Source organism: Tenacibaculum sp. AWR4_210, assembly GCF_056160945.1.
The window spans coordinates 371,396-395,063 of the sequence record NZ_JBSWYF010000005.1; the positions used below are offsets into that span (position 1 = coordinate 371,396).

Annotated in this window: 17 protein-coding genes; 6 read left to right on the forward strand and 11 right to left on the reverse strand. The window is 39.0% G+C overall.

What is annotated here, in order from left to right; translation table 11 throughout:
• Positions 1-10: 10 nt before the first annotated feature.
• From atpD to ACXAG7_RS11730, 6 genes are all read right to left on the reverse strand, one after another.
• Positions 11-1,522 (reverse strand): F0F1 ATP synthase subunit beta, encoded by a 1,512-nt coding sequence (gene atpD / locus ACXAG7_RS11705; protein ID WP_408045360.1) that lies wholly within the window; start codon positions 1,520-1,522, stop codon positions 11-13.
• A 179-nt stretch (positions 1,523-1,701) separates the two neighbouring features.
• A complete protein-coding gene (locus ACXAG7_RS11710) occupies positions 1,702-3,060 on the reverse strand; it encodes an OmpA family protein (protein ID WP_476666883.1) in 1,359 nt (452 codons plus the stop codon).
• A 118-nt stretch (positions 3,061-3,178) separates the two neighbouring features.
• Positions 3,179-4,372: a glycine C-acetyltransferase gene (kbl, locus tag ACXAG7_RS11715; protein WP_408045358.1), complete on the reverse strand. Its 1,194-nt coding sequence runs from the start codon at positions 4,370-4,372 to the stop codon at positions 3,179-3,181.
• A gap of 51 nt (positions 4,373-4,423) precedes the next feature.
• The gene (locus tag ACXAG7_RS11720) at positions 4,424-7,555 is read right to left on the reverse strand and encodes a UvrD-helicase domain-containing protein (RefSeq protein ID WP_476666884.1); all 3,132 of its coding nucleotides are present in this window, start codon (positions 7,553-7,555) and stop codon (positions 4,424-4,426) included.
• 96 nt (positions 7,556-7,651) lie between these two features.
• Positions 7,652-8,488 (reverse strand): ZIP family metal transporter, encoded by an 837-nt coding sequence (locus ACXAG7_RS11725; protein ID WP_408045356.1) that lies wholly within the window; start codon positions 8,486-8,488, stop codon positions 7,652-7,654.
• 28 nt (positions 8,489-8,516) lie between these two features.
• On the reverse strand, positions 8,517-9,179 hold the full coding sequence (locus ACXAG7_RS11730) for a metal-dependent transcriptional regulator (protein ID WP_408045355.1): 663 nt from the start codon (positions 9,177-9,179) through the stop codon (positions 8,517-8,519).
• Between the two features lie 105 nt (positions 9,180-9,284).
• Here ACXAG7_RS11730 and ACXAG7_RS11735 point away from each other — a divergent pair, with 105 nt between their 5' ends.
• The 4 genes from ACXAG7_RS11735 (at position 9,285) to ACXAG7_RS11750 (ending at position 16,191) form a co-directional block, all read left to right on the forward strand.
• Positions 9,285-11,516, forward strand: coding sequence for a TonB-dependent receptor (locus tag ACXAG7_RS11735; RefSeq protein ID WP_476666885.1), 2,232 nt, complete (start codon positions 9,285-9,287; stop codon positions 11,514-11,516).
• Between the two features lie 3 nt (positions 11,517-11,519).
• Positions 11,520-12,008 (forward strand): thioredoxin family protein, encoded by a 489-nt coding sequence (locus tag ACXAG7_RS11740; RefSeq protein WP_476666886.1) that lies wholly within the window; start codon positions 11,520-11,522, stop codon positions 12,006-12,008.
• A 134-nt stretch (positions 12,009-12,142) separates the two neighbouring features.
• Positions 12,143-14,893 carry a TonB-dependent receptor gene (locus ACXAG7_RS11745; protein ID WP_476666887.1) on the forward strand — a complete coding sequence of 917 codons (2,751 nt, stop codon included), beginning with the start codon at positions 12,143-12,145 and terminating at the stop codon, positions 14,891-14,893.
• Positions 14,894-14,988: 95 nt separating this feature from the next.
• Positions 14,989-16,191 carry a hypothetical protein gene (locus ACXAG7_RS11750; RefSeq protein WP_408045351.1) on the forward strand — a complete coding sequence of 401 codons (1,203 nt, stop codon included), beginning with the start codon at positions 14,989-14,991 and terminating at the stop codon, positions 16,189-16,191.
• Between the two features lie 52 nt (positions 16,192-16,243).
• Here the strand turns inward: ACXAG7_RS11750 and ACXAG7_RS11755 are convergent, their stop codons facing one another.
• From ACXAG7_RS11755 to ACXAG7_RS11775, 5 genes are all read right to left on the reverse strand, one after another.
• On the reverse strand, positions 16,244-17,059 hold the full coding sequence (locus tag ACXAG7_RS11755) for a DNA/RNA non-specific endonuclease (protein WP_476666888.1): 816 nt from the start codon (positions 17,057-17,059) through the stop codon (positions 16,244-16,246).
• A complete protein-coding gene (locus tag ACXAG7_RS11760) occupies positions 17,056-17,502 on the reverse strand; it encodes an acyl-CoA thioesterase (RefSeq protein WP_476666889.1) in 447 nt (148 codons plus the stop codon). Before ACXAG7_RS11760 ends, ACXAG7_RS11755 begins: the two co-directional genes overlap by 4 nt.
• A 72-nt stretch (positions 17,503-17,574) precedes the next feature.
• Entirely contained in the window at positions 17,575-18,651 is a 1,077-nt protein-coding gene (locus ACXAG7_RS11765) for an ABC transporter permease (protein WP_476666890.1), read from the reverse strand.
• A gap of 263 nt (positions 18,652-18,914) precedes the next feature.
• Positions 18,915-20,609, reverse strand: coding sequence for a lysine--tRNA ligase (gene lysS / locus ACXAG7_RS11770; RefSeq protein WP_476666891.1), 1,695 nt, complete (start codon positions 20,607-20,609; stop codon positions 18,915-18,917).
• Between the two features lie 264 nt (positions 20,610-20,873).
• The gene (locus ACXAG7_RS11775; RefSeq protein ID WP_408045346.1) at positions 20,874-21,377 is read right to left on the reverse strand and encodes a DUF456 domain-containing protein; all 504 of its coding nucleotides are present in this window, start codon (positions 21,375-21,377) and stop codon (positions 20,874-20,876) included.
• Positions 21,378-21,513: 136 nt separating this feature from the next.
• Here ACXAG7_RS11775 and ACXAG7_RS11780 point away from each other — a divergent pair, with 136 nt between their 5' ends.
• Entirely contained in the window at positions 21,514-21,885 is a 372-nt protein-coding gene (locus ACXAG7_RS11780; protein WP_408045345.1) for a BlaI/MecI/CopY family transcriptional regulator, read from the forward strand.
• A gap of 259 nt (positions 21,886-22,144) precedes the next feature.
• Complete coding sequence (locus tag ACXAG7_RS11785) at positions 22,145-23,665, forward strand: M56 family metallopeptidase (RefSeq protein ID WP_476666892.1); 1,521 nt, start codon at positions 22,145-22,147, stop codon at positions 23,663-23,665.
• Positions 23,666-23,668 lie beyond the last annotated feature (3 nt).

Genomic DNA, 23,668 nt, shown 5'->3' on the forward strand with positions numbered 1-23,668 from the left:
AACTTGTTTTTTAAGCTTCCGCTAACATTTTCTCTCCAGCATCAATTGCTTCTTGAATTGATCCTTTTAAGTTAAATGCAGCTTCAGGATATTTATCTAATTCACCGTCCATAATCATGTTGAATCCTTTGATCGTATCTTTGATATCTACTAATACTCCAGGAATACCAGTAAACTGCTCAGCTACGTGGAAAGGCTGTGATAAGAAACGTTGAACACGACGCGCTCTGTGTACTACTAACTTATCTTCTTCAGATAATTCTTCCATACCTAAGATCGCGATGATATCTTGTAATTCTTTATAACGTTGTAATAACTCTTTTACTTGTTGTGCACAGCTGTAGTGCTCATCTCCTAAGATTTCTGGAGTTAAGATACGAGAAGTAGAATCTAATGGATCAACGGCTGGGTAAATACCTAACTCGGCAATCTTACGAGACAATACTGTAGTAGCATCTAAGTGAGCAAAGGTAGTTGCTGGTGCTGGATCCGTTAAATCATCTGCAGGTACGTAAACGGCCTGTACAGAAGTAATCGATCCTTTTTTAGTCGAAGTAATACGTTCTTGCATCGCTCCCATTTCCGTTGCTAAGGTTGGTTGGTAACCTACCGCTGATGGCATACGTCCTAAAAGTGCAGATACCTCAGATCCTGCCTGAGTAAAACGGAAGATGTTATCAACGAAGAAAAGTACGTCTTTTCCTTGTGCTTCACCAGCTCCATCACGGAAATATTCAGCGATCGTTAATCCTGATAAGGCAACACGTGCACGTGCTCCAGGTGGCTCGTTCATCTGTCCAAATACGAAAGTAGCTTTAGAGTCTCTCATTCCAGCTTTATCAACCTTCGTTAGGTCCCATCCACCATCTTCCATAGAGTGCATAAAGTCATCTCCGTATTTGATAATACCTGACTCTAACATCTCTCTTAATAAGTCATTTCCTTCACGAGTTCTTTCACCTACACCTGCGAATACAGATAAACCTCCGTGTCCTTTTGCGATGTTGTTAATTAACTCCTGAATTAATACAGTTTTACCTACTCCAGCTCCACCGAATAATCCAATTTTACCTCCTTTTGCATATGGCTCAATAAGGTCAATTACTTTAATACCTGTAAAAAGTACTTCAGTAGAAGTTGATAATTCTTCGAATTTTGGTGCTTGACGGTGAATTGGTAATCCGCTTTCACCAGTCTTTGGTAAGTCTCCAAGTCCATCGATAGCATCTCCAGTTACGTTGAATAAACGACCGTAGATATCGTTACCGATAGGCATTTGAATTGGGTTTCCAGTAGCTACTACTTCTTGACCTCTTTGCAAACCATCGGTAGCGTCCATAGAGATTGTACGAACTGTATCTTCACCAATATGTTGTTGAACTTCTAAAACTAAAGTAGACCCATCAGCTTTTTTAATTTCTAATGAATCATAAATCTTTGGTAATTCAGTATTTTCTGTATTAAACTCAACATCGATAACTGGACCAATAATTTGAGAAACTTTACCTGTTATTGTAGACATTACTATATGTAATTAAAGTTATTTAATTTGTTAAGTGAGTATTAACTCATTTTTTCAAGGTGCAAAGGTAATTTTTTAATAGCAATTTTAAAAATGATTGCTAGTATTTTTAAGAATAAAGCACAAAAAAAAGCCTCACGTGATGTGAGGCTTTGATTTTATTTAGTATAGATCGTAAATTACTTTACTAATTTGATCTCTACACGTCTGTTTTGTGCTCTACCAGCTCTAGTTTTGTTGCTAGCGATTGGATATTGCTCTCCAAATCCTTCAGATGATAATCTGTTAGCAGCGATTCCAGCCTTGCTTACTAAGTAATCTAAAACAGCCTTAGCTCTTTTCTTAGATAACTTTAAGTTAGTAGCTTCTCTACCAGCGCTATCAGTATGACCTTGGATGCTGAAGTTAGCTTTTGGATACTCCTTCATGATCTCAGCCATTAAATCTAATTTTCCAGTAACTCCTCTTCTAAATGAAGCTCTACCAGAGTTGAAGTAGATTGCTTTAGCGAACTCGTTTAATTTCTTAACAGCCTCTTCTTTGATTACAACTTCAGGACATCCGTTGTTAGAAGCAACACCTTTAACGTTAGGACACTTATCGTCTTTGTCTAATACTCCGTCTCCGTCAGTATCTGGCCAAGGACATCCGTTGTTAGCAGCAGGACCTGCAGTGTTAGGACACTTATCAGCGTTGTCAGCGATTCCGTCGCTATCAGCATCTGGACATCCGTTTAAAGACTTTAATCCAGCTTTAGTAGGACAAGCATCATCTTTATCAGCGATACCGTCTCCGTCAGAATCAGGACATCCGTTTAAAGCAGCTAAACCAGCAACCTCTGGACAAGCGTCATCAGAATCCTTGATCCCGTCACCGTCAGCGTCAGGACATCCGTTGAATTCTTTTAAACCAGCAACTTCTGGACAAGCATCATCCTTGTCATATACTCCGTCACCGTCAGTATCTTTTCCTCCAAACTTGAATACTAATCCAATAGAGTGTTGGAAGTGATCTTGTACTTTATCAGCAAATTCTTTCTTTGCTCCTGATTGGAAGTTTAAACCTAAGTTCTCGTTGAACCAAGTGTTAAATCCAACACCAGCATTTAAAGTTCCTTCACCTAAGTCACCTAACTTAGCGTAACCTCCCCCTAAATATACATAAGGATCGAACCATGCAGTATCACCAAACAAGTTGTTTAAGTCATACTTAACGTTCGCATCGATAGCCCAGTAAAGCTCATCCATGTCGTTCTCAGCACGGAAAGTTTCGATTTTGTTTAAAGAACCAGCTAATTGTAATGAGAATCCATCGTTTAAGTATCTGTCAACAGAAATTCTTGAAACTGATGGCAAGATGTTCCAGTCGCTAGTACCGATATAATCTTTTGCGTAGTCTCCAAATTTCTCTGGGATTCTAAAGTCAACCGCGTTAACTCCGAAACCAACTACCCATGGATTGTCTGAATCCTGTGCGCTTACCGTTCCAACTGTAGCGAACGTAAACAAAGCCATCACAGCTAATTTTAATTGTTTCATTATTAAAAATTTAAATTAAAAGTTCGTTTATATACAACGCAAATGTAAGTTGTTAAAACTTATTTACAAAAACAAATCTACAAAAACTTACTAGAAAAGCAAGTTTTTTGACCTATATCTATATTACTTTAAGCTCCTTACCAACTTTGATAAATGCTTGGATTGCTTGGTCTAAATGCTCTTTGTCATGTGCCGCTGATAACTGTACACGTATACGTGCTTGTTCTTTGGGAACTACCGGATAAAAGAACCCAATAACATAGATTCCTTCCTCTAAAAGTTTGTCTGCCATCACTTGCGAAAGTTTCGCGTCATATAGCATAACCGGAACTATGGCAGCATCAGCACCGACTAAGTCAAAACCAGCTTTTTCCATTTCAGTACGGAAGTAATTAGTATTCCATTCCAGTTTATCTCTCAATGAAGTGTCGTTCGATAATAGGTCAAAGACTTTTAAGGAAGCTCCTACAATGGCAGGTGCTAACGAGTTAGAGAATAAGTAAGGACGCGAGCGTTGGCGCAATACTTCGATAATTTCTTTTTTCCCAGTAGTATATCCACCCATGGCACCTCCGAGCGCTTTCCCTAAGGTTCCAGTAACGATATCTACACGACCGAGTACATTTTTGAGTTCCAAGGTACCGCGACCGGTAGCACCGATAAATCCTGCAGCATGACATTCATCTACCATCACTAAGGCGTCGTACTTGTCCGCTAAATCACAGATCTCATCGAGTTTGGCAACAATCCCATCCATAGAGAATACACCATCGGTAACAATAATTTTGAACCTGTGGTTGTTTTTGTTCGCTTCGATGAGTTGCTCTTCTAAAGCGGCCATGTCGTTGTTGGCATAGCGATAACGAGCAGCTTTACACAAACGAACCCCATCGATGATAGATGCGTGATTTAAACTGTCTGAAATAATAGCATCTTCTTTTGTTAATAAAGGTTCAAAAACCCCACCGTTGGCGTCAAAAGCAGCAGCGTATAAAATAGTGTCTTCTGTTTGGTAAAATTCTGCAATTTTTTGTTCCAATTGCTTGTGAATATCTTGCGTACCACAAATAAAACGTACTGATGACATCCCGAAACCATGCGTGTCCATAACGTCTTTAGCAGCTTGTATAACTTCTGGGTTGTTAGATAAACCTAAGTAATTGTTGGCACAGAAGTTAATAACCTGTTCTCCTGTAGCAATGTTGATTACGGCGTCTTGTGACGAGGTAATGATGCGTTCCGATTTATAAAGCCCAGCATCTTTGATGTCCTGGATCTCTTTTTGTAAGTGTTCTTTTATAGTTCCGTACATATTAAATGTATTTATGTTAAGTTGGATGTTTTGCAGGCCAAATGTACAGGGTTAAATTTCTTCAACCAAAATTTCTTCGTCGATATATACCAAGAGTTTTTTGTGAATAGTGTACCCCATGGTTTGTAGTGCATGTGCGTATTTTAAAAGTTGTTGGTGGTATTGCTTTGAGGGTTTTCCCGTTTTGTAGTCGATAATAACAACACCTTCGCCGTGGCGGACCAAGCGGTCGGGTATGATAATTTGTTTGTCTACAGTAACGAGTTCTCGCTCATTAAACACAGTATTTGCATCTTTAAAGTAGTCTTGAAGTTGCGGGTGTGCGACAATTTTTTCTAAACTATCTTTAATTTTTGATCGTGTGCTTTTAAGGAATAATCCTTGTTGTTCATAGGTGTTAACAACAGGAGTGATATCCTCAGGAATAAAAATTTTCGAGAGCATTTCATGCAGCAGGTTTCCAAATTTTACAGCTTCTTCTTGTTTGGTGTCCCAGAGTTTTGAGGCACTGGCAAGCATTTGTATATTGTGATCGTGCCATGGAGAAGAAATAAAAAGTTCCTGTTCCTCATTACTGGTATTTTCTTTGGGTTTCGTGCTTAACCGCTCGGGAGTACCGAATTCAAAAGAGGTTTGTTCGTCATTCCAACATTGCTGTTGTTTCAGGAAATTGATAAATAACCCTGAGTAATAATTCAAGTTTTCTCCAGTTTTTCCTATCCTCTTCTCAGTGATGATATAGAGCTGCTCTACAGGACGGGTCAAGGCTACGTATAGTAAATTGAAATTGTCCAATTCGAGCTCTTCTCGTTGAAAGTCATAGCGCTGCTTTCCGTGTTCACTAATAAAATTTAGCTCTTTGTTAAAAGGAATGAGGATCTCTTTAAAAGCGCCAAAACTAGGAGGAAGTTGATCTAACCAAATTTTAGGATTTATTTGTTGGTAAATGTCTAAATCACAGGGAAAAATCACTACGGGAAACTCCAGTCCTTTTGATTTGTGTATGGTCATGACCTGAACAGCATTGGCATTTTCAGGAGCGACTATACTGAGACTCTCCTTTTTGCGCTCCCAAAATTCCAGAAATTGTTGGATGTCGGTATCCTTTCGCTGTTGCTCTAATACGGTGTCTAAGAAAAATTGTACGTAGGCATCGGAGTTGTTGCTCAGTGAGAATACACGGATGAGCTCTTCCATTTTTTCGTAAAAAGGAAGTTGATTAAAATAGCTCAAGTCCAATTGAATACTATAGGGTTGTAAAGCGTCAAAAAACTCTTGGTGTGTCAAACGAATAAGCCTTGAAAAGAAGCTGTGTTTGTCTTCCGGGATTTTGAGGTGCTGATAGAGGAAAAATAATACTTCCAAAAGAGTTTCCTTATCCGAAGGGTAGAGTATGCACTGCAGTATATTGGTGATGAATCGAACCTTTTCATTACTGGCTAGCAATAGTGTTTCTGACGATACGATTGGAATTTCGTGCTGAGCCAAGTAGTTGGCTACAGCAATTCCATCAGATTTTTTTCGAACAAGCACACAGATTTCCGATAAGTCGTAGGTTGTCTTTAATTGCTGAATGTGTTCTAAAACGCGTTCCGGATATCTCAGTTCTGGTGTTTCGCTCTGCGCAGCTGGGGGTACAAAGTCTAGTTGTACATAGCCGCCTTGTTTTTTGTTTTCTAATTGCTGATTTCCATCGATAAAAAGTTCTTGGTAGTCAGGGTTGTTGAGCAGTGATGCAACATGTTGAAAGAATTGGTTGTTAAACTGTATGATCTCACTGTAACTTCTGTAATTAGTGCTGAGCGTTTTAGTTTCTTTTTCAATAGAAAAAGGATTGTTGGTATAGCGTTGTCCGGTACCGAGGTTGATGAATTGTTCTGCTTTACCACCTCGCCATCGGTAAATAGCTTGTTTTCCATCACCCACTAGGAGTAGTTGGCTGTCTTCTTGAGCGAGTGCGTTCCCAATAAGAGGGATCAAATTGTTCCATTGAAGTACGGAAGTGTCTTGCATTTCGTCAATGAAGTAATGTGTAAATCGCTGTCCAATTCGTTCGTAAATGAAAGGTGTGGGCTGCTGTTTGATATGGTCGGAAATCAGTTGATTGAATTCCGCATTTAGTCGAATGTTATGTTCTTCTTTTAGGTGGCTGAGTTCACTGTTAATATGGTTGAGTACCGCTAGCGGAATAATGCTCTTTAGGGTGAGCTCACATAGTACGAGCTGTCCGTAAATGGCTTTGCTCGTTTGAAAAAGCTTGATCAGCTCGGGTAAAATAGTTTCGATTGCTCCTACTACTTCCGGACTGGCCGATTTGGTGTAAAAAGAGTTGGCTGCTATAGCCTTATCAATAGTTTCACTTCGTTTTTTGTAGTCGAATTTCTTTGAAAATTCACTGAGGTCCACTAGAAATTTAGGAAAAGTAGCTCTGATAAAGTTCTTGTGTTCGAGGTTTTGGCTTTCTATCAGTGCTAGTCCTATGCTTCCTAGTTGTTTGATGTCATGAGTAAGCTGTACTTTTTGGCTTTGTAATTCCTTGTGCAGTATGGTAAAGTCCTCTAAGGATTTTGTTTTGAGCTTTCGGAAGTGCTTGGCATCGTCTTCTGATAGGAGTATCCTTGAAATATCGTTCAGTTCCCTCGAAATATCCCACGATTTATCTTCGTCAGTTTTACTCAGTGCAAATTTGATGAGCAGTCGAGTAATGTCTTTGTCGCTACCGATCTTTGAAACCAATAAATCTACCGATTGTGCGAGCATGGAAACGGCGTCCATCTCGACTTCAAAATTTAAAGGCAACCCCAAATCAAACGCAAAACTTTTGACAATTTTATGGGTAAAACTATCGATGGTAGTAATGGAGAAAGCCGCGTAATTTTGCAGAATGACCTCTACTATTTTCTTGCTTTTTCGCTGTACGTGCTCCTTCGTTAAGGAGGTTTCTTTTAATATTTGCGTTAGCAAGTCATTGCTTTCCTCATTGCCAAATTCCTGTAAGTTTTTTAACACGCGTTCCTTCATCTCTCCGGCAGCCTTATTAGTAAAGGTGATTGCCAGGATGCGCTGAAACATGAATAGATCTTCTGATTGTAATAGGATTTTGAGGTATTCCTTAACGAGTGTAAAGGTTTTTCCACTTCCCGCAGAAGCATTGTAAACGGTAAAGGTAGAGGCTTGTTGCACCGGTGTAAAATTAATTAGGTTGAAAGTACTGCTTTTTTACGACCTGGCAAAGGTAGTGTTCGAGCAAAAAAAAATCTTACCGAAGTAAGATTTTTATTATCCAAGGCCCACATCCAGTGACATCATGACGATAAAACCGCCGATGAAGCCTAGGGTAGCAATGTCCGTGTACTTATCTCGTTGCGTTTCCGGAATAACTTCTTCTACAACCACAAAGATCATAGCTCCTGCTGCAAATGCCAATGCATAAGGTAGTACTGGTGTGAAGAAAGAAACTGCTAGAGCACCAATAACTGCTGCAAAGGGTTCTACTATCGCTGAAAGCTGTCCGTACCAAAAGCTCTTGAATCGACTTACACCTTGTCTTCGCAATGGCATGGCTACCGCAAATCCTTCCGGAAAGTTTTGAATACCTATTCCGATAGCTAGGGAAATAGCAGCGATAATCATTTCGGTTTGCTCAGGACCTACCATAGTAGCTGCCGCACCAAAGAGAACACCGACAGCAAGTCCTTCAGGAATGTTATGTAAGGTAATCGCTAAAACTAATAAGGTTGTTTTGTGCCAGTTGGTTTTTACACCTTCTACCTCGTCGTCTTTAAAGTTGATGTGTAGGTGAGGGAGCCATTTGTCCATACCGAACAAAGCTAAGGCACCTAAAGCAAATCCAACAGCTGATGGAATTACTTTTACAAATCCCTCCCCGGGACTGTTGTCGATGGCAGGAGCTAATAGGCTCCAAAAACTAGCAGCGACCATCACGCCACCGGTGAAACCTAGCATACCGTCGAGTACGGCTCTGTTAAGTTTTTTAAAGAAAAAAACTAGTGAGGCTCCGAGCCCAGTTAATCCCCAAGTAAACAATGAAGCGTATAAGGCTCCTTGTATAGGGTGGTCTTTGCAAAAAGCAATGAGTTGATCTAAAGTATTCATGGTAATAGGTACTAATTAAAAGGATGTGTTAATCCTTAGCAATTTGAATGTATAAATTGTTTGCAATCTTGTTTGAGATTGAAATGGTCTTTTCGTTTAGTTTAATTTGAAGCGATCCGTCAAAGGGTTCTTTGTCTAGAATTTCTATTTGTTTTCCAAGTGCGATACCTTGCTTGTCCAGAAATTGTAAAAATTCAGAGGAGCTGTCATCTACCCCGATACAAATACCGCGATCACCAACTTTTAATTGGGCGAGTAAACTCTTTTCAATAATTTGAAGATTGCCGTCTTTGTCAGGAATAGGATCTCCGTGAGGATCTCGCTTTGGAAAGTCTAAAAAAGCATCGAGCTCATCGATGAGCTTTGGCGATTTGATATGTTCGAGTTGTTCGGCTACTTCGTGAACTTCATCCCACGAAAAGTTGAGTTTGTTTACTAAAAATACTTCCCACAAACGGTGTTTGCGTATAATTGATACGGCCGTTTTACTACCGAACTCTGTAAGGGTCACTCCTTGATATTTTTTGTAGAGTACAACTTCTTTTTCAGAGAGCTTTTTAATCATATCAGTTACTGAGGAAGCCTTGGTGTCGAGTTTTTTAGCAATCGCATTGGTGCTGATTCCTTTACTTGAAAGCGCCTCTAAATGATAGATGGTCTTAATGTAATTTTCTTCTGCTTGACTAAACATGGGTTTGAAATATGAGGCAAACATACGAATTTTGTATAATATAAACATATTTTTAGGTATGTCTAAAAAAATAATATACATTTGCGAAAATTAAATTTAAATAAAATGAAAAATATAGGGGCTTTCCTATTGTTTTTTGCAGTAAATAGCTTGCTAGCGCAAACTGTAATTAAGGGTAAGGTTAGTTTTAACGGGGAGCCATTAGAAATGGCAAATGTGTATATTAAAGGGAGTAAACACGGAGTAACTACCAATGCACAAGGGCGTTATTATTTAGAGATGCCTCTTGAGGGGAAGCAACGCTTGGTAGTATCGTTAATGGGCTTTAAAACGCGTACAAAAACGTTACGGTTAACAAAAGGAGCTGTACAGGAGGTGAACATTTCGTTACAAGAAGATCATTCTGCCTTGGATGAGGTCGTGGTTTCAGGTACAATGAAGCCGGTAAAGCGCTTGGAAAGTCCTGTGCCAGTAGAAGTGTATTCACCGGTGTTCTTTAAAAAGAATCCAGCACCTTCTTTGTTTGAGTCACTTCAAAATATCAATGGAGTGCGTCCTCAGGTAAACTGTAATGTTTGTAATACCGGGGATATTCATATCAACGGTTTGGAAGGGCCGTATACTTTTGTTATGATTGATGGAATGCCGATAGTTAGTGGTTTGTCAACGGTATATGGCTTGACAGGAATTCCTCAGTCACTAATTGAACGCGTGGAAATTGTAAAAGGACCTGCATCAACTTTATACGGTTCAGAAGCTGTAGGAGGAATTATCAATATCATCACGAAAAAGCCAGCTGCGGCTCCTCAATTGAGTGCCGAGACATTTGCGAGTTCGTGGGGAGAGGTAAATACGGACTTGGGGTTAAAGTATAACCTCGGTGCTGTAAACGGATTACTTGGGATCAATTATTTTAATTATCAGAATCCTATTGATAATAATAAAGATGGTTTTACCGATCTTACGTTACAGGATCGTATCTCTATTTTTAATAAATTGAGTTTTGCGCGTAAAAACAACCGATTGTTTACTGTTGGAGCGAGGTATGTATACGAAGATCGTTGGGGAGGAGAAATGAATTGGGCTCCAAAATTCCGAGGAGGCCGAGATGTGTATGGTGAGAGTATCTACACGAGTAGATGGGAAACCTTTGGGACCTATCAATTGCCAACAGACGAGAAGATCAATTTACAATTTAGTGCCAACGGACACGATCAGAATTCGTATTACGGAGATACCTTTTACAAGGCTACTCAGTACATTGGTTTTGGACAGTTAACTTGGGATACGCAGTTTGGTAAAAGTCACGATGTGTTGTTAGGGGTTGCATACAGGTATACCTATTACGACGACAATACGCCTGCTACAGGAACAACACTAAACAATCAGCCTTCAATAACTCATTTACCAGGTGTGTTTGCTCAAGACGAAATTACACTAGCTCCGAGAAATAAATTATTAGTAGGAGTGCGTTACGACCACAACAGTTTACACGGAAACATCTTTTCTCCACGACTGAACTACAAATGGAATTCAAAAGATAGTCGTGATGTTATCCGAATTAGTGTAGGAAATGGATTTAGGGTAGCAAATGTGTTTACCGAAGATCACGCTGCACTTACGGGTACTAGAACTTTAGAATTTAAAGAAGAGTTGAAGCCGGAAACTTCGTGGAATGCGAATGTGAATTACGTGAAAAAAATTGTCACGGATAACAATACCATTATCAATATTGATGCGAGTACTTTTTATACCTATTTCGATAATAAGATTATTCCGGATTACGAAACGGATACTCGTAAAATTATTTACGGAAACCTCGAAGGGAATTCAGTTTCGAAAGGAGTTTCTGTGAATGTAGATGTCAATTGGACTAATGGCTTGTCGTTGATTGCTGGAGCTACTTTGATGGATGTGTCTGTAAAAGAAAACGGAGTAAAGAGACGTCAATTATTAACAGAGCGTTTTAGCGGTACTTGGAATTTGTCGTATAAGTTTGCCGACTTAGATGTAAAAGTCGATTATACAGGGAATGTATATGCTCCGATGGAATTACCTCTTTTGGGCGCTAATGATCCAAGAGCGCGCATGTCGCCTTGGTACAGTATCCAAAATATTCAGGTTACCAAAACCTTCGCGAACAACCTCGAGATTTTTGGAGGTGTTAAAAACTTATTAGATTTTACGCCTGCAGCCAATAGTATTTTGCGTGCGAATGATCCGTTTGATAAAAATTTAGATCCCGCAAATCCGAACTTGACCTTTGATCCAGCTTATGTATATGCGTCGAATCAAGGAATCCGTATGTTCTTAGGATTGCGTTATAAACTATTTTAAACAATGAGAGTCCCAGTATTCTTATGGTTATTTTTTGTATCACTGCCTTTGATTGCTCAATCAAAGGCGGTGTTTCCTAAAGTGTACTCACCTCAGGAGGCTTTTGATCAACAAGAAACACAGTACAGACCGATCGTTTTTTTCTTTCACGCGGATTGGTGTAAGTACTGTAAGGCTATGGAGCTAAAAACGTTGCAAAATAAAGAAGTGGTAAGGTTGCTTGATGCACACTACTATTTTGTGATGATGAAAGACACCTATGCCGAGGAGGTTCGTATCAAGGGGCAGGTGTTTCGTTTGCCTACCCAAGGTAAGCACGCAGGGGTACACGACTTATTGCGTTTGCTGGCTACCAAAGACGGTGTGTTAAGCTATCCTAGCACAGTTCTTTTGGGCAAAGATTACCAGATAGACGAGCAAATTTCTTCCTTTATGACTGCGAATCAGCTAGTCAGCCTACTTCAAAAATACTTAGAAAAATCTTCGAATTAACACAGGGGTAACATAGCTGTATCTCGTTAACATTTCCGAAACATTCTGATAAAGCAACAATAATTTCTAGCTAACATTAGCTTTACAACTTAGCTTCAATTTTGCGGGATAAATAAACAGAATTCAAAGTCGGAATGAAAAAATTATTATTCATAGCTTTTTTAAGCTTATGTAACCTTGCCTTTTCTCAGAGTAAAGGTACTGTATCGGGGGTAGTTACCGATAAAGATATGAACGGGGAGCCCTTACCCTTTGCAAATGTCTTTGTAAAAGGTACTTCGATAGGAGGAACTACAGATATTGATGGGAAGTACTCATTTGCTGTACCAGCAGGAAACCAAACCATTGTTTTTAGTTTTGTTGGATATCAATCTGTTGAAAAAGCCGTACTTGTTAAGGCTGGAGAAACAGTAGTGGTAAATCAAGAAATTGGAGCCAGTGAAGGGGTTTCTCTTGATGAGGTTAAGATCAACGCTACAGTGAGTAAAGAAAAGGAAAGCGCATTGCTTTTAGAGCAAAAGAAAGCAACGGTAATTAAAGAGAGTATCGGAGCACAGGAATTGGCTAAGAAAGCGGTTTCTGACGCTGCCACTGCTGCTACTAAAGTTGCTGGGGTTACCAAGCAAGAAGGTTCGAATAAAGTATACGTTCGCGGTTTGGGTGATCGTTACAATTCAACTACCTTAAACGGGTTGCCATTGCCTTCTAATGATCCTCGTTTTAAAAACATCGCATTGGAATTGTTCAGTACAGGGATGATTCAAAATATCGGAGTTTCAAAAACTTTTTCTTCGAGTTTGAGCGGTGATGTTGCAGGAGCAAACATCGATATAGTATCAAAAGAACACTCGGGAAAGCCAGCCGTAAACGTTGGGTTTTCGTCTAGTGTAAATACACAAACTACGGGTAGGAGTTTTAAAACTATCGACGGAGCTAATTGGATTGGTGTAGCAAAAAGCACACAACACCCTGTGACGCGTTTAGATAACTTACCGTTTACAGATAGCTTTACGCCTGAAAACGGACATGCAGCTCCTACAACCAGCTTATCAGTATCGGGAGGTAAGCGTTATACTATTGGAGAGGAATCTTCATTGTCTGTGTTTTTAGTAGGATCTTTCGGAAATAAGTACAGTTTTAGAGATGGTGTTTCGATCAACTTCTTGAGAAACGATGGATCTACCGGAAACAACTTTACATCGGCAAAACAATACGCTTACGAGACTTCGAAATTAATGATGGGGAGTTTTGCGTATAAGATTAATGAGAATCACAAAGTTTCGTGGAATTCATTATTTATCCACTCGAATACTCAAAACATTCAAGACTACTACGGTAAAAAGCCAGACGTAGCGGATTCAGATGGGGTATTTGCGAGTATTATTTTACAGACGGAGAATCAAAATAATTTATTTGTAAATCAGTTGTTGTCTGAGCACAAATTAGGAGAGTCAATTGACGTAAGTTTAGGATTGGCTTACAATATCGTAGCAAACGATGAACCGAATCGTAAGAAAAACATGTTTGTTGTAAATAACAATGATAATACCATCAAGTTTGCGTCAGGTGCTGCCAGAAATAACAGTAGGTATTACCACAACTTATCAGAAGATGATTTTGCTGCTAAATTGAATTTCGTAAAGTACTTCGGAACTCGTATTCGCGGTGAGCACAAGGCGAAGTTAAGTCTTGGTTTCGATTTCAGAAAAACAGTGAGAGACTTTAGAGCTATTTACTTTGACTACGATTTAGCGGCTCCAACGATTGTTGATCCTAACAATGTAGATGCAGTATTGAATCAGCAAAACATGGATAACGGAGTGTTCAGATTGAAAACTGGATTCGGATTTGGTTCAGGAGCGTTAGATCCATTTACCTATGATGCTGAACGAATGATCGGTGCTGGATATGCGAGCTTGGATTACCAATTGACAGATAAATTGTTCGTTAATGTGGGAGCTCGTTTTGAAAATGTACAAATGGATGTGTCTTGGAGAACTAACTTATCGAGTTCTTTCCGTGATTACGGTGGGCCAAAAAAGATGAAAGACAGTTATTTTTTACCATCGTTAAACCTTAAATATACGATTAATGACGACAATTTGTTGCGTTTAGCAGCGAGTAAAACCTATACCTATCCACAGTTTAAGGAGGTGGCGCCGTTTGTATACGAAGGAATCGATTTCCAAGAAGTAGGAAACGCAAACTTAATGCCGTCTACGAATTACAATGTAGATATCAAGTACGAAATGTATCCGAGTAAAGGAGAATTGATTTCTGCAACGGTATTTGGAAAGATGATTCAAGATGGAATCAACCGCGTAGAATTACCTGCAGCTTCTGATAACTTCTTCTCTTTTTACAATACTGGAGACACCAAGATTTTTGGTGTAGAAACTGAAGTGCGTAAGAAGTTGTATTCGTTTGCAGGAGAAGATGCAGACTACGAAGAAGATTTAAAATTAGGGTTCAATGCGACCTATATGCATACGAAACAATCATTTAACAGAACGGCACAGTTTAATCCGACTAATGACGACGAACCTACTGAAGGAGCAGCGCCATTTTTGGTGAATACTGACATTACCTATAACTATAAAAAAGACAATAAAGAAACCTTGGCTGCACTTGTGTTTAACTATCAAGATGACAAGTTGTTTAGTATCGGGTCGGTGAATGGTTTACAGAGTATTTACCAACGTTCAATTCCGAGATTAGACTTCGTGTTTAAAAGACAGTTTAACAAGCGTTTGGGATTGAAGTTTAGCACGAAGAACTTGTTGAATCCGAAGATTGAAATGTACAGAAATGTACCTAGAAAATTGGTGACGAGATCTTTCAAAAGAGGAATCGATTTATCATTGGGATTATCGTATAGTTTATAGGCGTTTTTATTAATGATTACTTAAACTTTAGGTAAACCTTATTTTAAGCATTAGCCCCACATTTGCAACACAATTTAGATAAACTTAAAACGAAAATGAAGACAATTAAATTATTATCAGCTTTAGCAGTTTCTGCTTCTTTAATGGTAGGATGTTCTAATGACGATCCAGCTCCACAACCGAATACTGGATTCGATTTAGAAATCAATAGTCAAAATGATTTTGACCCAAAAGATTTAAAAGGAAATGTAAATGCTGATATCACGTTAAAGGCGGGTACTGAGTATTTGTTAACGAGTTCTTTACGTGTTAAAGAAGGAAAGACCTTAACAATTGAAGCGGGAACTACAATCAAGTGTAAAGCTGGTGGTACTGATGTATTCGTTGCAGTTGAAAGAGGAGCTAAGTTAATGGCTGCCGGAACTGCTGCAAAGCCTATCGTATTTACTTCAGATGCAACTAACGGAAGACCAGGTGACTGGGGAGGTATCGTAATTGCTGGTAAAGCGAGAACTAACAAAGGAGCTGAAGCTGAAACTGAAGTTGCTGGTTTAAAGTACGGTGGTACTCAAGACGATGATAATTCAGGAGTTTTAACTTATGTAAAAACTCAGTATACAGGAGCTAAAATTAACGGTGATCAAGAATTTAATGGAGTATCTTTATATTCTGTAGGGTCTAAAACTGTAATTAACAACTTGTACATTGCTAACGGAGCTGATGATGGTATCGAGTTCTTCGGTGGTACTGTAAACGTTGAAAACATAATGTGTGTAAACATCAAGGATGATATGTTCGACTTTACTGGTGGATACACAGGAACTATGAACAATATGTTTGGAGTTAGAGAAAATGGATTTAACGATGCTACTGAAGATCCAAGAGGAATCGAAGGAGATAGCAACGGATCTGATCCTACTGCAGCACCAGTTTCTAAACCGACAATGAAGAATGTTACTATCTTAAACTTATCTCCAATCACTGCATTAAAAGCAGGAGCTGAGATCAGAAGAGGTACTGTAGCTACTATCGATAACGCATTGTTCGCTGCCTATAACGGAGCATCTTTCGGAAACTTAATCGATACGGATGATAGCAAAGGTAACGGTACTTTAACCATTACAAATTCATACAAAATGGGAACTGTAGGATCTAATAAAGTTGGAGGAACTATTACAGGAACTGTAACTGAAGATACTGCCGCTATCACTGCAAGTGGAAACAACTTGTCAATGAAAGCAGGTAGAGGAGCAGATTTTACTAAGTTCGCTTGGACTGGATACGCTTTAAAGAAATAAGTACTTACATAGTACATAAAAAAAAACCGAGCTAAGCTCGGTTTTTTTGTGCTTATAAAAGCCATGGTTGGTAATTTCGCTGCGCTTCTAATTTATTTTCTAAAGAGTCATCTAGTTTTGAAAAGAAGTCGATTCCAGTGACTTTTTCAATTTCATCTATCGATACAACGTAGTTGTAAATACTTCGCTTAGAAGCCTTGTGAGGCATTAAAAACGCAATGGTTTTATACGGTTTGCTACTGTAGTCCAATACTATTTTATAAAAGTAGTTTGGAACGCTGACTTTGTTTCTCTTTCCTATCGTTTTTAATTCACCGGTCAATACGCCTCCAGTTACGATGTATAACTGTTTGTTTTTCGCGGCCCAATGACGAATTTTATTTTCTAAACTGTGCCAAATACCCGCATTGAATTCGTGGGTTTGTGGACTCACGTTTGAGGTGTAAAACGTTTCGTTATACGCTGCTTTAGATGATTTGCGATCACCCGCTGGGCACAAGTGGCCTTTGTCGTATCCCGATTTTTTATAACTTTTCCAATCGGCCGATTTTGTGCGAACTTTAGGGTCGTTCGTAAAGTAAGGACGTTTGAATTTATTTCTGTTAAAGTCGTTTTTGTTTAAGGTGTAGGCTACCCATTCTGCTTGTTCGTGCTGTTCGTTGTACGACAGTTGGTAGCCTTGGTGTTTGATGTGGACTCCTGTGGTTGAATTGGGGGTAAACAATGCGCTGTGCTCATCGTGTTGTTGTACTGAAACTTCTGCAGTTTCTGTATTGGTAGCAACAAAGTGTTTTCCGTAGCGCTTCCAGGCAAAGTAGCCAACGCCAACCAGCGTAAGGCCTAGTTTAATACTTCGGGATAGGGTCATGCGTTTTTCATTGGGATTTCTTGAAAATCTTCTGTGCGTTCAACATTGCTAAAAATAGCTTGGAATTTTTCAGGGGGTGTTGTTAACTTTCGTTTTACCAAGTCGAGCCAAGCTCCGTATACAGTAATTACCGCTGAGAGTTGTCCTGCCTGATTAAAAACTTCGTGTTGGATTTTCCAGCGTTCTCCTTTGCTAGAAAGGCCGTTTACTTTTAGATTGACAGTAATGTCTTCGCCTAGGTGGATTTCACGGAGAAATTTGGTGTTCTCTTCAAAGAGAATTGGCCCTATTTTTTCCATTGAAAAATCGCGAATGGTAATGTTGTGTTTTTTAAAAAAGCGCAAGCGAGACTCCGCTGCATAGTCGTTATAGGCCGTGTGACGCATGTGTATATTGGCGTCGAAATCTGCCCAACGAGTTGTAAATTTTACAGAAAAACTCATGTAGTTATTTTTTTTGTGAAAAAACGAAATTAGTCAATTTCTTACGAGTTTTTTAAGGAATCCTTGTTAAGATTAGCCTTTGACGTCAAGGGTGTCTCGTAAGGTGTTTCCTAACAGCATAAAAGCCATGACGAGCATCATAATTGCCATGCCCGGTATCAGCGCTAAATAAGGTTTTCCTACGATGATGTAGTTGTAGTGGTTTTTTATAATTGCCCCCCATGAAGGTGTTGGAGGTTGCGCTCCGATACCTAAAAAACTCAAACCGCTTTCAATGAGTATGGCAGCAGCAAAATTGGCTGCAGAAATAACGATAATTGGAGCGAGTATATTGGGGAGTATATGTTTAAAGATGATGCGAACATCTGAATAGCCTAAGGCTCTGGCCGCTTCTACGTACTGCTGTTGTTTCGTGGTCATGACCTGTCCTCGTACTACACGAGCTACTTCTACCCACATGGTGAGGCCAACGGCGATAAAGACTTGCCAATAACCTTTGCCCAGCGCTAAAGTGATGGCGATAACTAGTAATAGCGTGGGGATAGACCAAGTAATATTGATAATCCACATAATGAAAGCGTCTACTTTTCCTCCGTAGTAGCCCGCTAAGGCTCCCAACGGGATCCCCACCAAAAGGGAAATAAACACAGCGATAAAACCGATAAAGAAAGAGATTCGAGCACCTACCAAGATTCTGCTTAATAGGTCACGACCGTATTTGTCTGTTCCAAACCAAAAGGTGCGCTGTTGCAGGTAGTTTTTCGGTTGCTGCTGAAACAGGCTAAGAGGATATTTTTTTTCGAGCTTGCTGTCGATTGCTGAGGTAATTAGGTGGGTAGTACTTATGCGATAGCTGTCAATGGCGATTTCCGTGTGTAGCGTACGTGTTCCGAACAAGATTTTTGACAGGGAGGACTGTGATTGTGCTGTCGTTCCTGGAATTGAAAGTATCGTCGCTTCAAAACCCGGAGGTTTCGAATGAATCTCTAGATGCATTTGATTGGCGCTGTTTGAGCTGTCAGGGGCAAATAGGTAGCAAAAAACAGCGAAGAATCCACAGAGGCAGATGTATGCCAAACTGATAAGCCCGGTAGTTTTTGTTCTAAACTTGCGAAGGGCAAGTTGCCAGAGTGAATTTTGTTGCATCATTGCTCAAAACTAGAGATTAGATTTAAGAGTAACAAATTTTGCAGGATTTTCAACAGTGATTTTCTCTTTTGCTGCTCGATTTAAAATAGTATTAATCTTGTTGAAACGTGCAAGTGCCTAGTTATTTGAAACTTCTTCTTCTAAATAGACTATGAATTTTTCAATCTTTTTGGGTACTGTTGGCTAGCAAATGAAAACGAAAAAGAGAATCACCTTAAGCAATTCTCTTTCTCAATTTGTTTGATATTTTTCTGTATAGAATCTTAAACCACTTCAACAAAAAGTCCTTCTTCAGTCTTTTCAACTTTAGCCAATTTGTTCTTGGTCAGTCCTTTGATGGTTTTATCCCATTTTTTATTCGATAATCCACTTGCTGCTTTTAGATCGTTTAAACCAATTTTTTCAGCTTTTTCTAAGAGGGCTAAAACAGCTTTTTCCTCATCGTTTAAAGCTACAGTTGGAGCTTTTTTCTCAGGCTTCATTTGTGGGAAGAACAATACTTCCTGAATTGATTGGTTGTTGGTTAAGAACATGATTAAACGGTCCATACCAATTCCTAATCCCGAAGTAGGAGGCATTCCGTACTCTAACGCACGTAAGAAATCGTGGTCAATAAATTCTCCTGCCTCGTCATCACCGCGTTCTGCCAGTTTTAACTGAGCTTCAAATCGCTCGCGTTGATCTATAGGGTCGTTTAATTCTGAATAAGCATTGGCGATTTCCTTTCCACAAACCATCAATTCAAATCGCTCTGTCAATTCAGGGTTTTCTCTGTGTTCTTTACACAACGGAGACATTTCTTTTGGATAGTCGGTAATAAATGTAGGTTGGATGTAGTTTCCTTCACATTTCTCTCCGAAAATCTCATCGATTAATTTACCTTTCCCCATAGTATCGTCTACTTCAATACCCATTTCTTTGGCTGCACTGCGAATTTCATCTTCGGTTTTTCCGTTGATATCAAATCCGGTAAAGTGCTTGATAGAGTCAGCCATCGTAACACGGGCATACGGAGCTTTAAAGTCAACTTTGTGTTCTCCAAAGGTCGCTTCGGTAGTACCGTTTACTGCTAAAGCACAGTGCTCTAATAATTTTTCGGTAAAGTCCATCATCCAGTTGTAGTCCTTGTAAGCCACGTAAATTTCCATGGCGGTGAACTCTGGGTTATGGGTTCTGTCCATACCTTCGTTACGGAAGTTTTTCGAAAATTCATACACACCGTCAAATCCACCTACGATCAAACGCTTTAAATACAATTCGTTGGCAATTCGCATGTATAATGGAATGTCAAGAGCATTGTGGTGGGTGATAAATGGACGGGCAGCAGCTCCTCCAGGAATCGGTTGTAAAATAGGTGTTTCTACTTCAAAATAACCTGCATCGTTAAAAAATTGACGCATGGCCGTAAATAGTTTTGTACGCTTTACAAATACTTCTTTTACTTGTGGGTTTACTACTAAGTCGGCGTAACGCTGACGGTAGCGCATTTCTGGGTCGTTAAATTCATCGTAAACAACTCCGTCCTTTTCTTTTGGTAAAGGAAGTGGCTTTAATGACTTGCTCAATAAGGTGAAGTTTTTAACCAATACGGTAATTTCACCTACTTGAGTTTTAAACAACTCTCCTTCAATACCGATAAAATCTCCGATATCTAAAAGTTTCTTGTATACGTCATTGTATAGTGTATGGTCTTCACCAGTACAAATTTCATCGCGATTGAAATAAACCTGTACGCGTCCGTTGCTATCTTGCAATTCAGCAAAAGAAGCTTTACCTTGGATACGTCGAGACATTAATCTACCTGCAATAGTAACCTTTTTCCCTTCCTTATAGTCCTGTTTAATTTCCTTGGAGTTTGTATCTAAAGGATATAGGTTTGCTGGATAAGGATTGATGCCTAACTCGCGTAGTTTTGCGAGTTTTTCTCTACGTACAACTTCTTGTTCTGATAATTGCATTACTTTGTATTTTCTTGTTTCTATTAAAAGAGCAAAGATACAATCTATTGGAAAATAATACAATAATTCGACGTCTTGAACAGATTTGTTTTTTTTGAAAAAAAATGAAAAATATTTTGTGGTAATAAAAAACTTTGTATATTTGCAGGCTGTCTTTTTTTAAAGGCAGCGTTTAGTTGTGTTGTTAAGGTGCTGAAAAGCACCATGGTTTTGTTACCAATGGAAAGCTTCCCTGAGATGGGTTGCTTTTTTTTTGTGCCTATATCAACCCCAGAAATTGTGTTTGAATTCCCAGAAGGTCGTCAAAAAAAGTACGAAGTAAGTTGCCGATACGGTAAATTTAAGTACTACGGATACTAAAAACCCTAAGAACGCTCCAAACGAAGCCTTTATGGCTCTTCCTCCGTCTGAACTGTCGTAAAGCAGTTCGCCTACCAAAGCCCCGAGAAAAGCACCGATGAGTATTCCGAAAGGAATAGGAGATAATAAGCCTATAATGAGTCCAATTGTGGTACCATAAGCTCCGTACTTTGATCCGCCAAACCGTTTGGTACCCATGGCGGGTATAAAATAGTCAATGATAAATATAAAAAGAGCAATGACAAATGTAATAATGAGAAAGGTACTGTTGTTCGGAACCGCTTTGGTTAGATGAAGTAGTAGAAGTCCTACCCAGCCTGTGATGGGACCTGGTAATATCGGTAAAAAAGAACCTATCAATCCCAAAATGGCAAAAAGAAAGCCAATGAGTACTAGAAATGTGTCCATAGCATTAGTGTTTTTAAAGGTTGTATGCTTATTTGACGATTGAAAAGGAGGACTGTTACAAAAAAATAAAACTAAAAAATTAGTTTAAACTAAATAATTAGTTATATTTGTGAGGAATTAAATTTAATTACATAGTATGAGCAAGCAATTAACCAAAGCGGAAGAGCAGGTGATGCAAGTGTTGTGGAGGTTAGGAGAAGCCTCGGTTAAAGATGTCAGAGCCGAAATGGAGGATCCTAAACCTGCTTACAATACCGTATCGACGATTATTCGCATTTTGGAGGTAAAAGAGTTTGTAGCGCACAAGCCTAAAGGACGTGGTTATCTGTATTATCCATTAATTGAAAAATCAAATTACAGTAATCAAAGTCTGCACAAATTACTCAATGGGTATTTTGGAGGTTCGTTTAAGTCGATGGTTTCTTTTTTTATGAAGGAGAATAAAATGGATACGGCAGAACTTCAAAGTATCATGGAAGAACTTGAAAAGAGAAAAAGAAACGAGTAAAAAGGGAAGATTGCGGTGACAGGGAGTTTCGGGGTTTTTGATACTCGAGATTTCATTTGAAGAGGAGTTGTGCGGGGAATTGCCGTGAAAGAGAGGAAACTTTTTTAGAGTGAGAGCTCATAAAGAATTGCTACAGGGCTTTTTTTAGTGTGTATTGAGGTGTTTATGTGTTTCATAAGTAGGTGAATCGCAGTGCTCCGTAGTAATGAAAGGAGCGTCTATACTGTTTGTAATAACTATTGAAATAAAAAGATAAAAGATGATTAATTATATAATTCAGGTGGTAACCCTGCAGTTGTTGTTTTTAATGTTGTACGATTTCTTTCTGAGTAAAGAAACGTTTTTCACAAAAAACAGATGGTATTTGTTGATAACGGCAGTGCTGGCATTTCTGCTACCCTTGTTTAAGGTGTCGAGCGTTCAAGAAGCGTTTACTGCAGAGTATATGGTGGTTTTACCGGAGTTAGTGCTATCTCCTCAGTCGGTTATCGAAGAATCGAAGTGGTATCAGTCTATCGATTACTTTGGGCTTGTTTACAGTGCAGGGGTAGGGCTGTCTTTACTGGTTTTTCTATACAAGTTAAGTAAAATTATTCGATTTTATTTTCTTGCTGAGAAATCGGAAAAAAGAGGGAAGTATCGGATCGTAGAGCTTGCCAATAGTACCAAAGCCTTTTCTTTCTTTAATCTGATATTTATCGGTAGTGCCGTTCCCAAAAGTAAGCGGAGAGAAATCCTAAAGCACGAGCTGGTCCACAGTCGTCAAAAACACAGTTTAGATTTGCTAGTTTTTGAAACGCTTAAAGTATTGATGTGGTTTAATCCATTACTGTATGTATACCAAAAGAGAATCATTTTAGTTCACGAGTATATTTCTGATGCAGTCATTGCTGAAGAGTCTTCACCCGATCGTTATATCAATCAATTATTATCGGAAGTATTTGAGGTGGAAGGAATATCGTTTGTGAACCAGTTTTATAAACAATCCCAAGTAAAAAAGAGAATAGTTATGATTTTAAAAAAACAATCAGCAAGAACAAAGCAACTCAGGTATTTATTGCTGGTACCTGTTATGGTTTTCGCAATTATGTACACTTCCTGCTCGGAGGCAATCGCACAAAATACACAAGCAGGTGCACAAAAAGATTTGATCGAGATTATTTTGGCGAGTAAGAATAAATCGAAGAGGATAACCACTAAAAGAACGGGGTATTTTAATCTTATGATGGGGACGAAACACCCTGATTTAAGAGAGGTGCCTCTTACGGAGTTGACAAAAGAAGAGTTAGCAGAGTACGAGAGGCTAGAAAAAGCGAGAGTGAAGCACGATGACGGAACCTTTTTACACAAGCCGTTGAAAGTACTAGAAGACAAAGGTGGACGAAAAATTTTGTTTATCTACTTAGATATGGAAGCAAAAGCATCGGATGATAATAGTGTCGCTTTTGGGAATTTAGAATTTTCACCAACTTTCCCTGGTTGTGAGGAAGGGAATAGAAAGTGTTTGTCTACTTCGATTAGCAAATTTGTGGTTGAGAATTTGGATATGAAATCTTGGACAAAATTAGGGCTTAAAAAAGGGGGACATCGCGCATATGCTATTTTTAGGATTACCAAAAAGGGAACCATCGAACATATAGGTGTTCGAGCACCCCATGAAAAAGTTGAGAAAGATATAGTAAAGGTGTTAAAAAAGTTGCCGAAACTAAAACCAGGTAAGGTTGACGGTAAGGAGGTATCTGTAAAGTATACCTTGCCTATTATGTTTACGATTTATTAAAAA

Bases quoted from the DNA above. Each gene is read 5' to 3' on its own strand.
- atpD (WP_408045360.1), bottom strand. From the start codon at position 1,522: ATGTCTACAATAACAGGTAAAGTTTCTCAAATTATTGGTCCAGTTATC.
- ACXAG7_RS11710 (WP_476666883.1), bottom strand. From the start codon at position 3,060: ATGAAACAATTAAAATTAGCTGTGATGGCTTTGTTTACGTTCGCTACA.
- kbl (WP_408045358.1), bottom strand. From the start codon at position 4,372: ATGTACGGAACTATAAAAGAACACTTACAAAAAGAGATCCAGGACATC.
- ACXAG7_RS11725 (WP_408045356.1), bottom strand. From the start codon at position 8,488: ATGAATACTTTAGATCAACTCATTGCTTTTTGCAAAGACCACCCTATA.
- ACXAG7_RS11730 (WP_408045355.1), bottom strand. From the start codon at position 9,179: ATGTTTAGTCAAGCAGAAGAAAATTACATTAAGACCATCTATCATTTA.
- ACXAG7_RS11735 (WP_476666885.1), top strand. From the start codon at position 9,285: ATGAAAAATATAGGGGCTTTCCTATTGTTTTTTGCAGTAAATAGCTTG.
- ACXAG7_RS11740 (WP_476666886.1), top strand. From the start codon at position 11,520: ATGAGAGTCCCAGTATTCTTATGGTTATTTTTTGTATCACTGCCTTTG.
- ACXAG7_RS11745 (WP_476666887.1), top strand. From the start codon at position 12,143: ATGAAAAAATTATTATTCATAGCTTTTTTAAGCTTATGTAACCTTGCC.
- ACXAG7_RS11750 (WP_408045351.1), top strand. From the start codon at position 14,989: ATGAAGACAATTAAATTATTATCAGCTTTAGCAGTTTCTGCTTCTTTA.
- ACXAG7_RS11755 (WP_476666888.1), bottom strand. From the start codon at position 17,059: ATGACCCTATCCCGAAGTATTAAACTAGGCCTTACGCTGGTTGGCGTT.
- ACXAG7_RS11760 (WP_476666889.1), bottom strand. From the start codon at position 17,502: ATGAGTTTTTCTGTAAAATTTACAACTCGTTGGGCAGATTTCGACGCC.
- ACXAG7_RS11765 (WP_476666890.1), bottom strand. From the start codon at position 18,651: ATGATGCAACAAAATTCACTCTGGCAACTTGCCCTTCGCAAGTTTAGA.
- lysS (WP_476666891.1), bottom strand. From the start codon at position 20,609: ATGCAATTATCAGAACAAGAAGTTGTACGTAGAGAAAAACTCGCAAAA.
- ACXAG7_RS11775 (WP_408045346.1), bottom strand. From the start codon at position 21,377: ATGGACACATTTCTAGTACTCATTGGCTTTCTTTTTGCCATTTTGGGA.
- ACXAG7_RS11780 (WP_408045345.1), top strand. From the start codon at position 21,514: ATGAGCAAGCAATTAACCAAAGCGGAAGAGCAGGTGATGCAAGTGTTG.
- ACXAG7_RS11785 (WP_476666892.1), top strand. From the start codon at position 22,145: ATGATTAATTATATAATTCAGGTGGTAACCCTGCAGTTGTTGTTTTTA.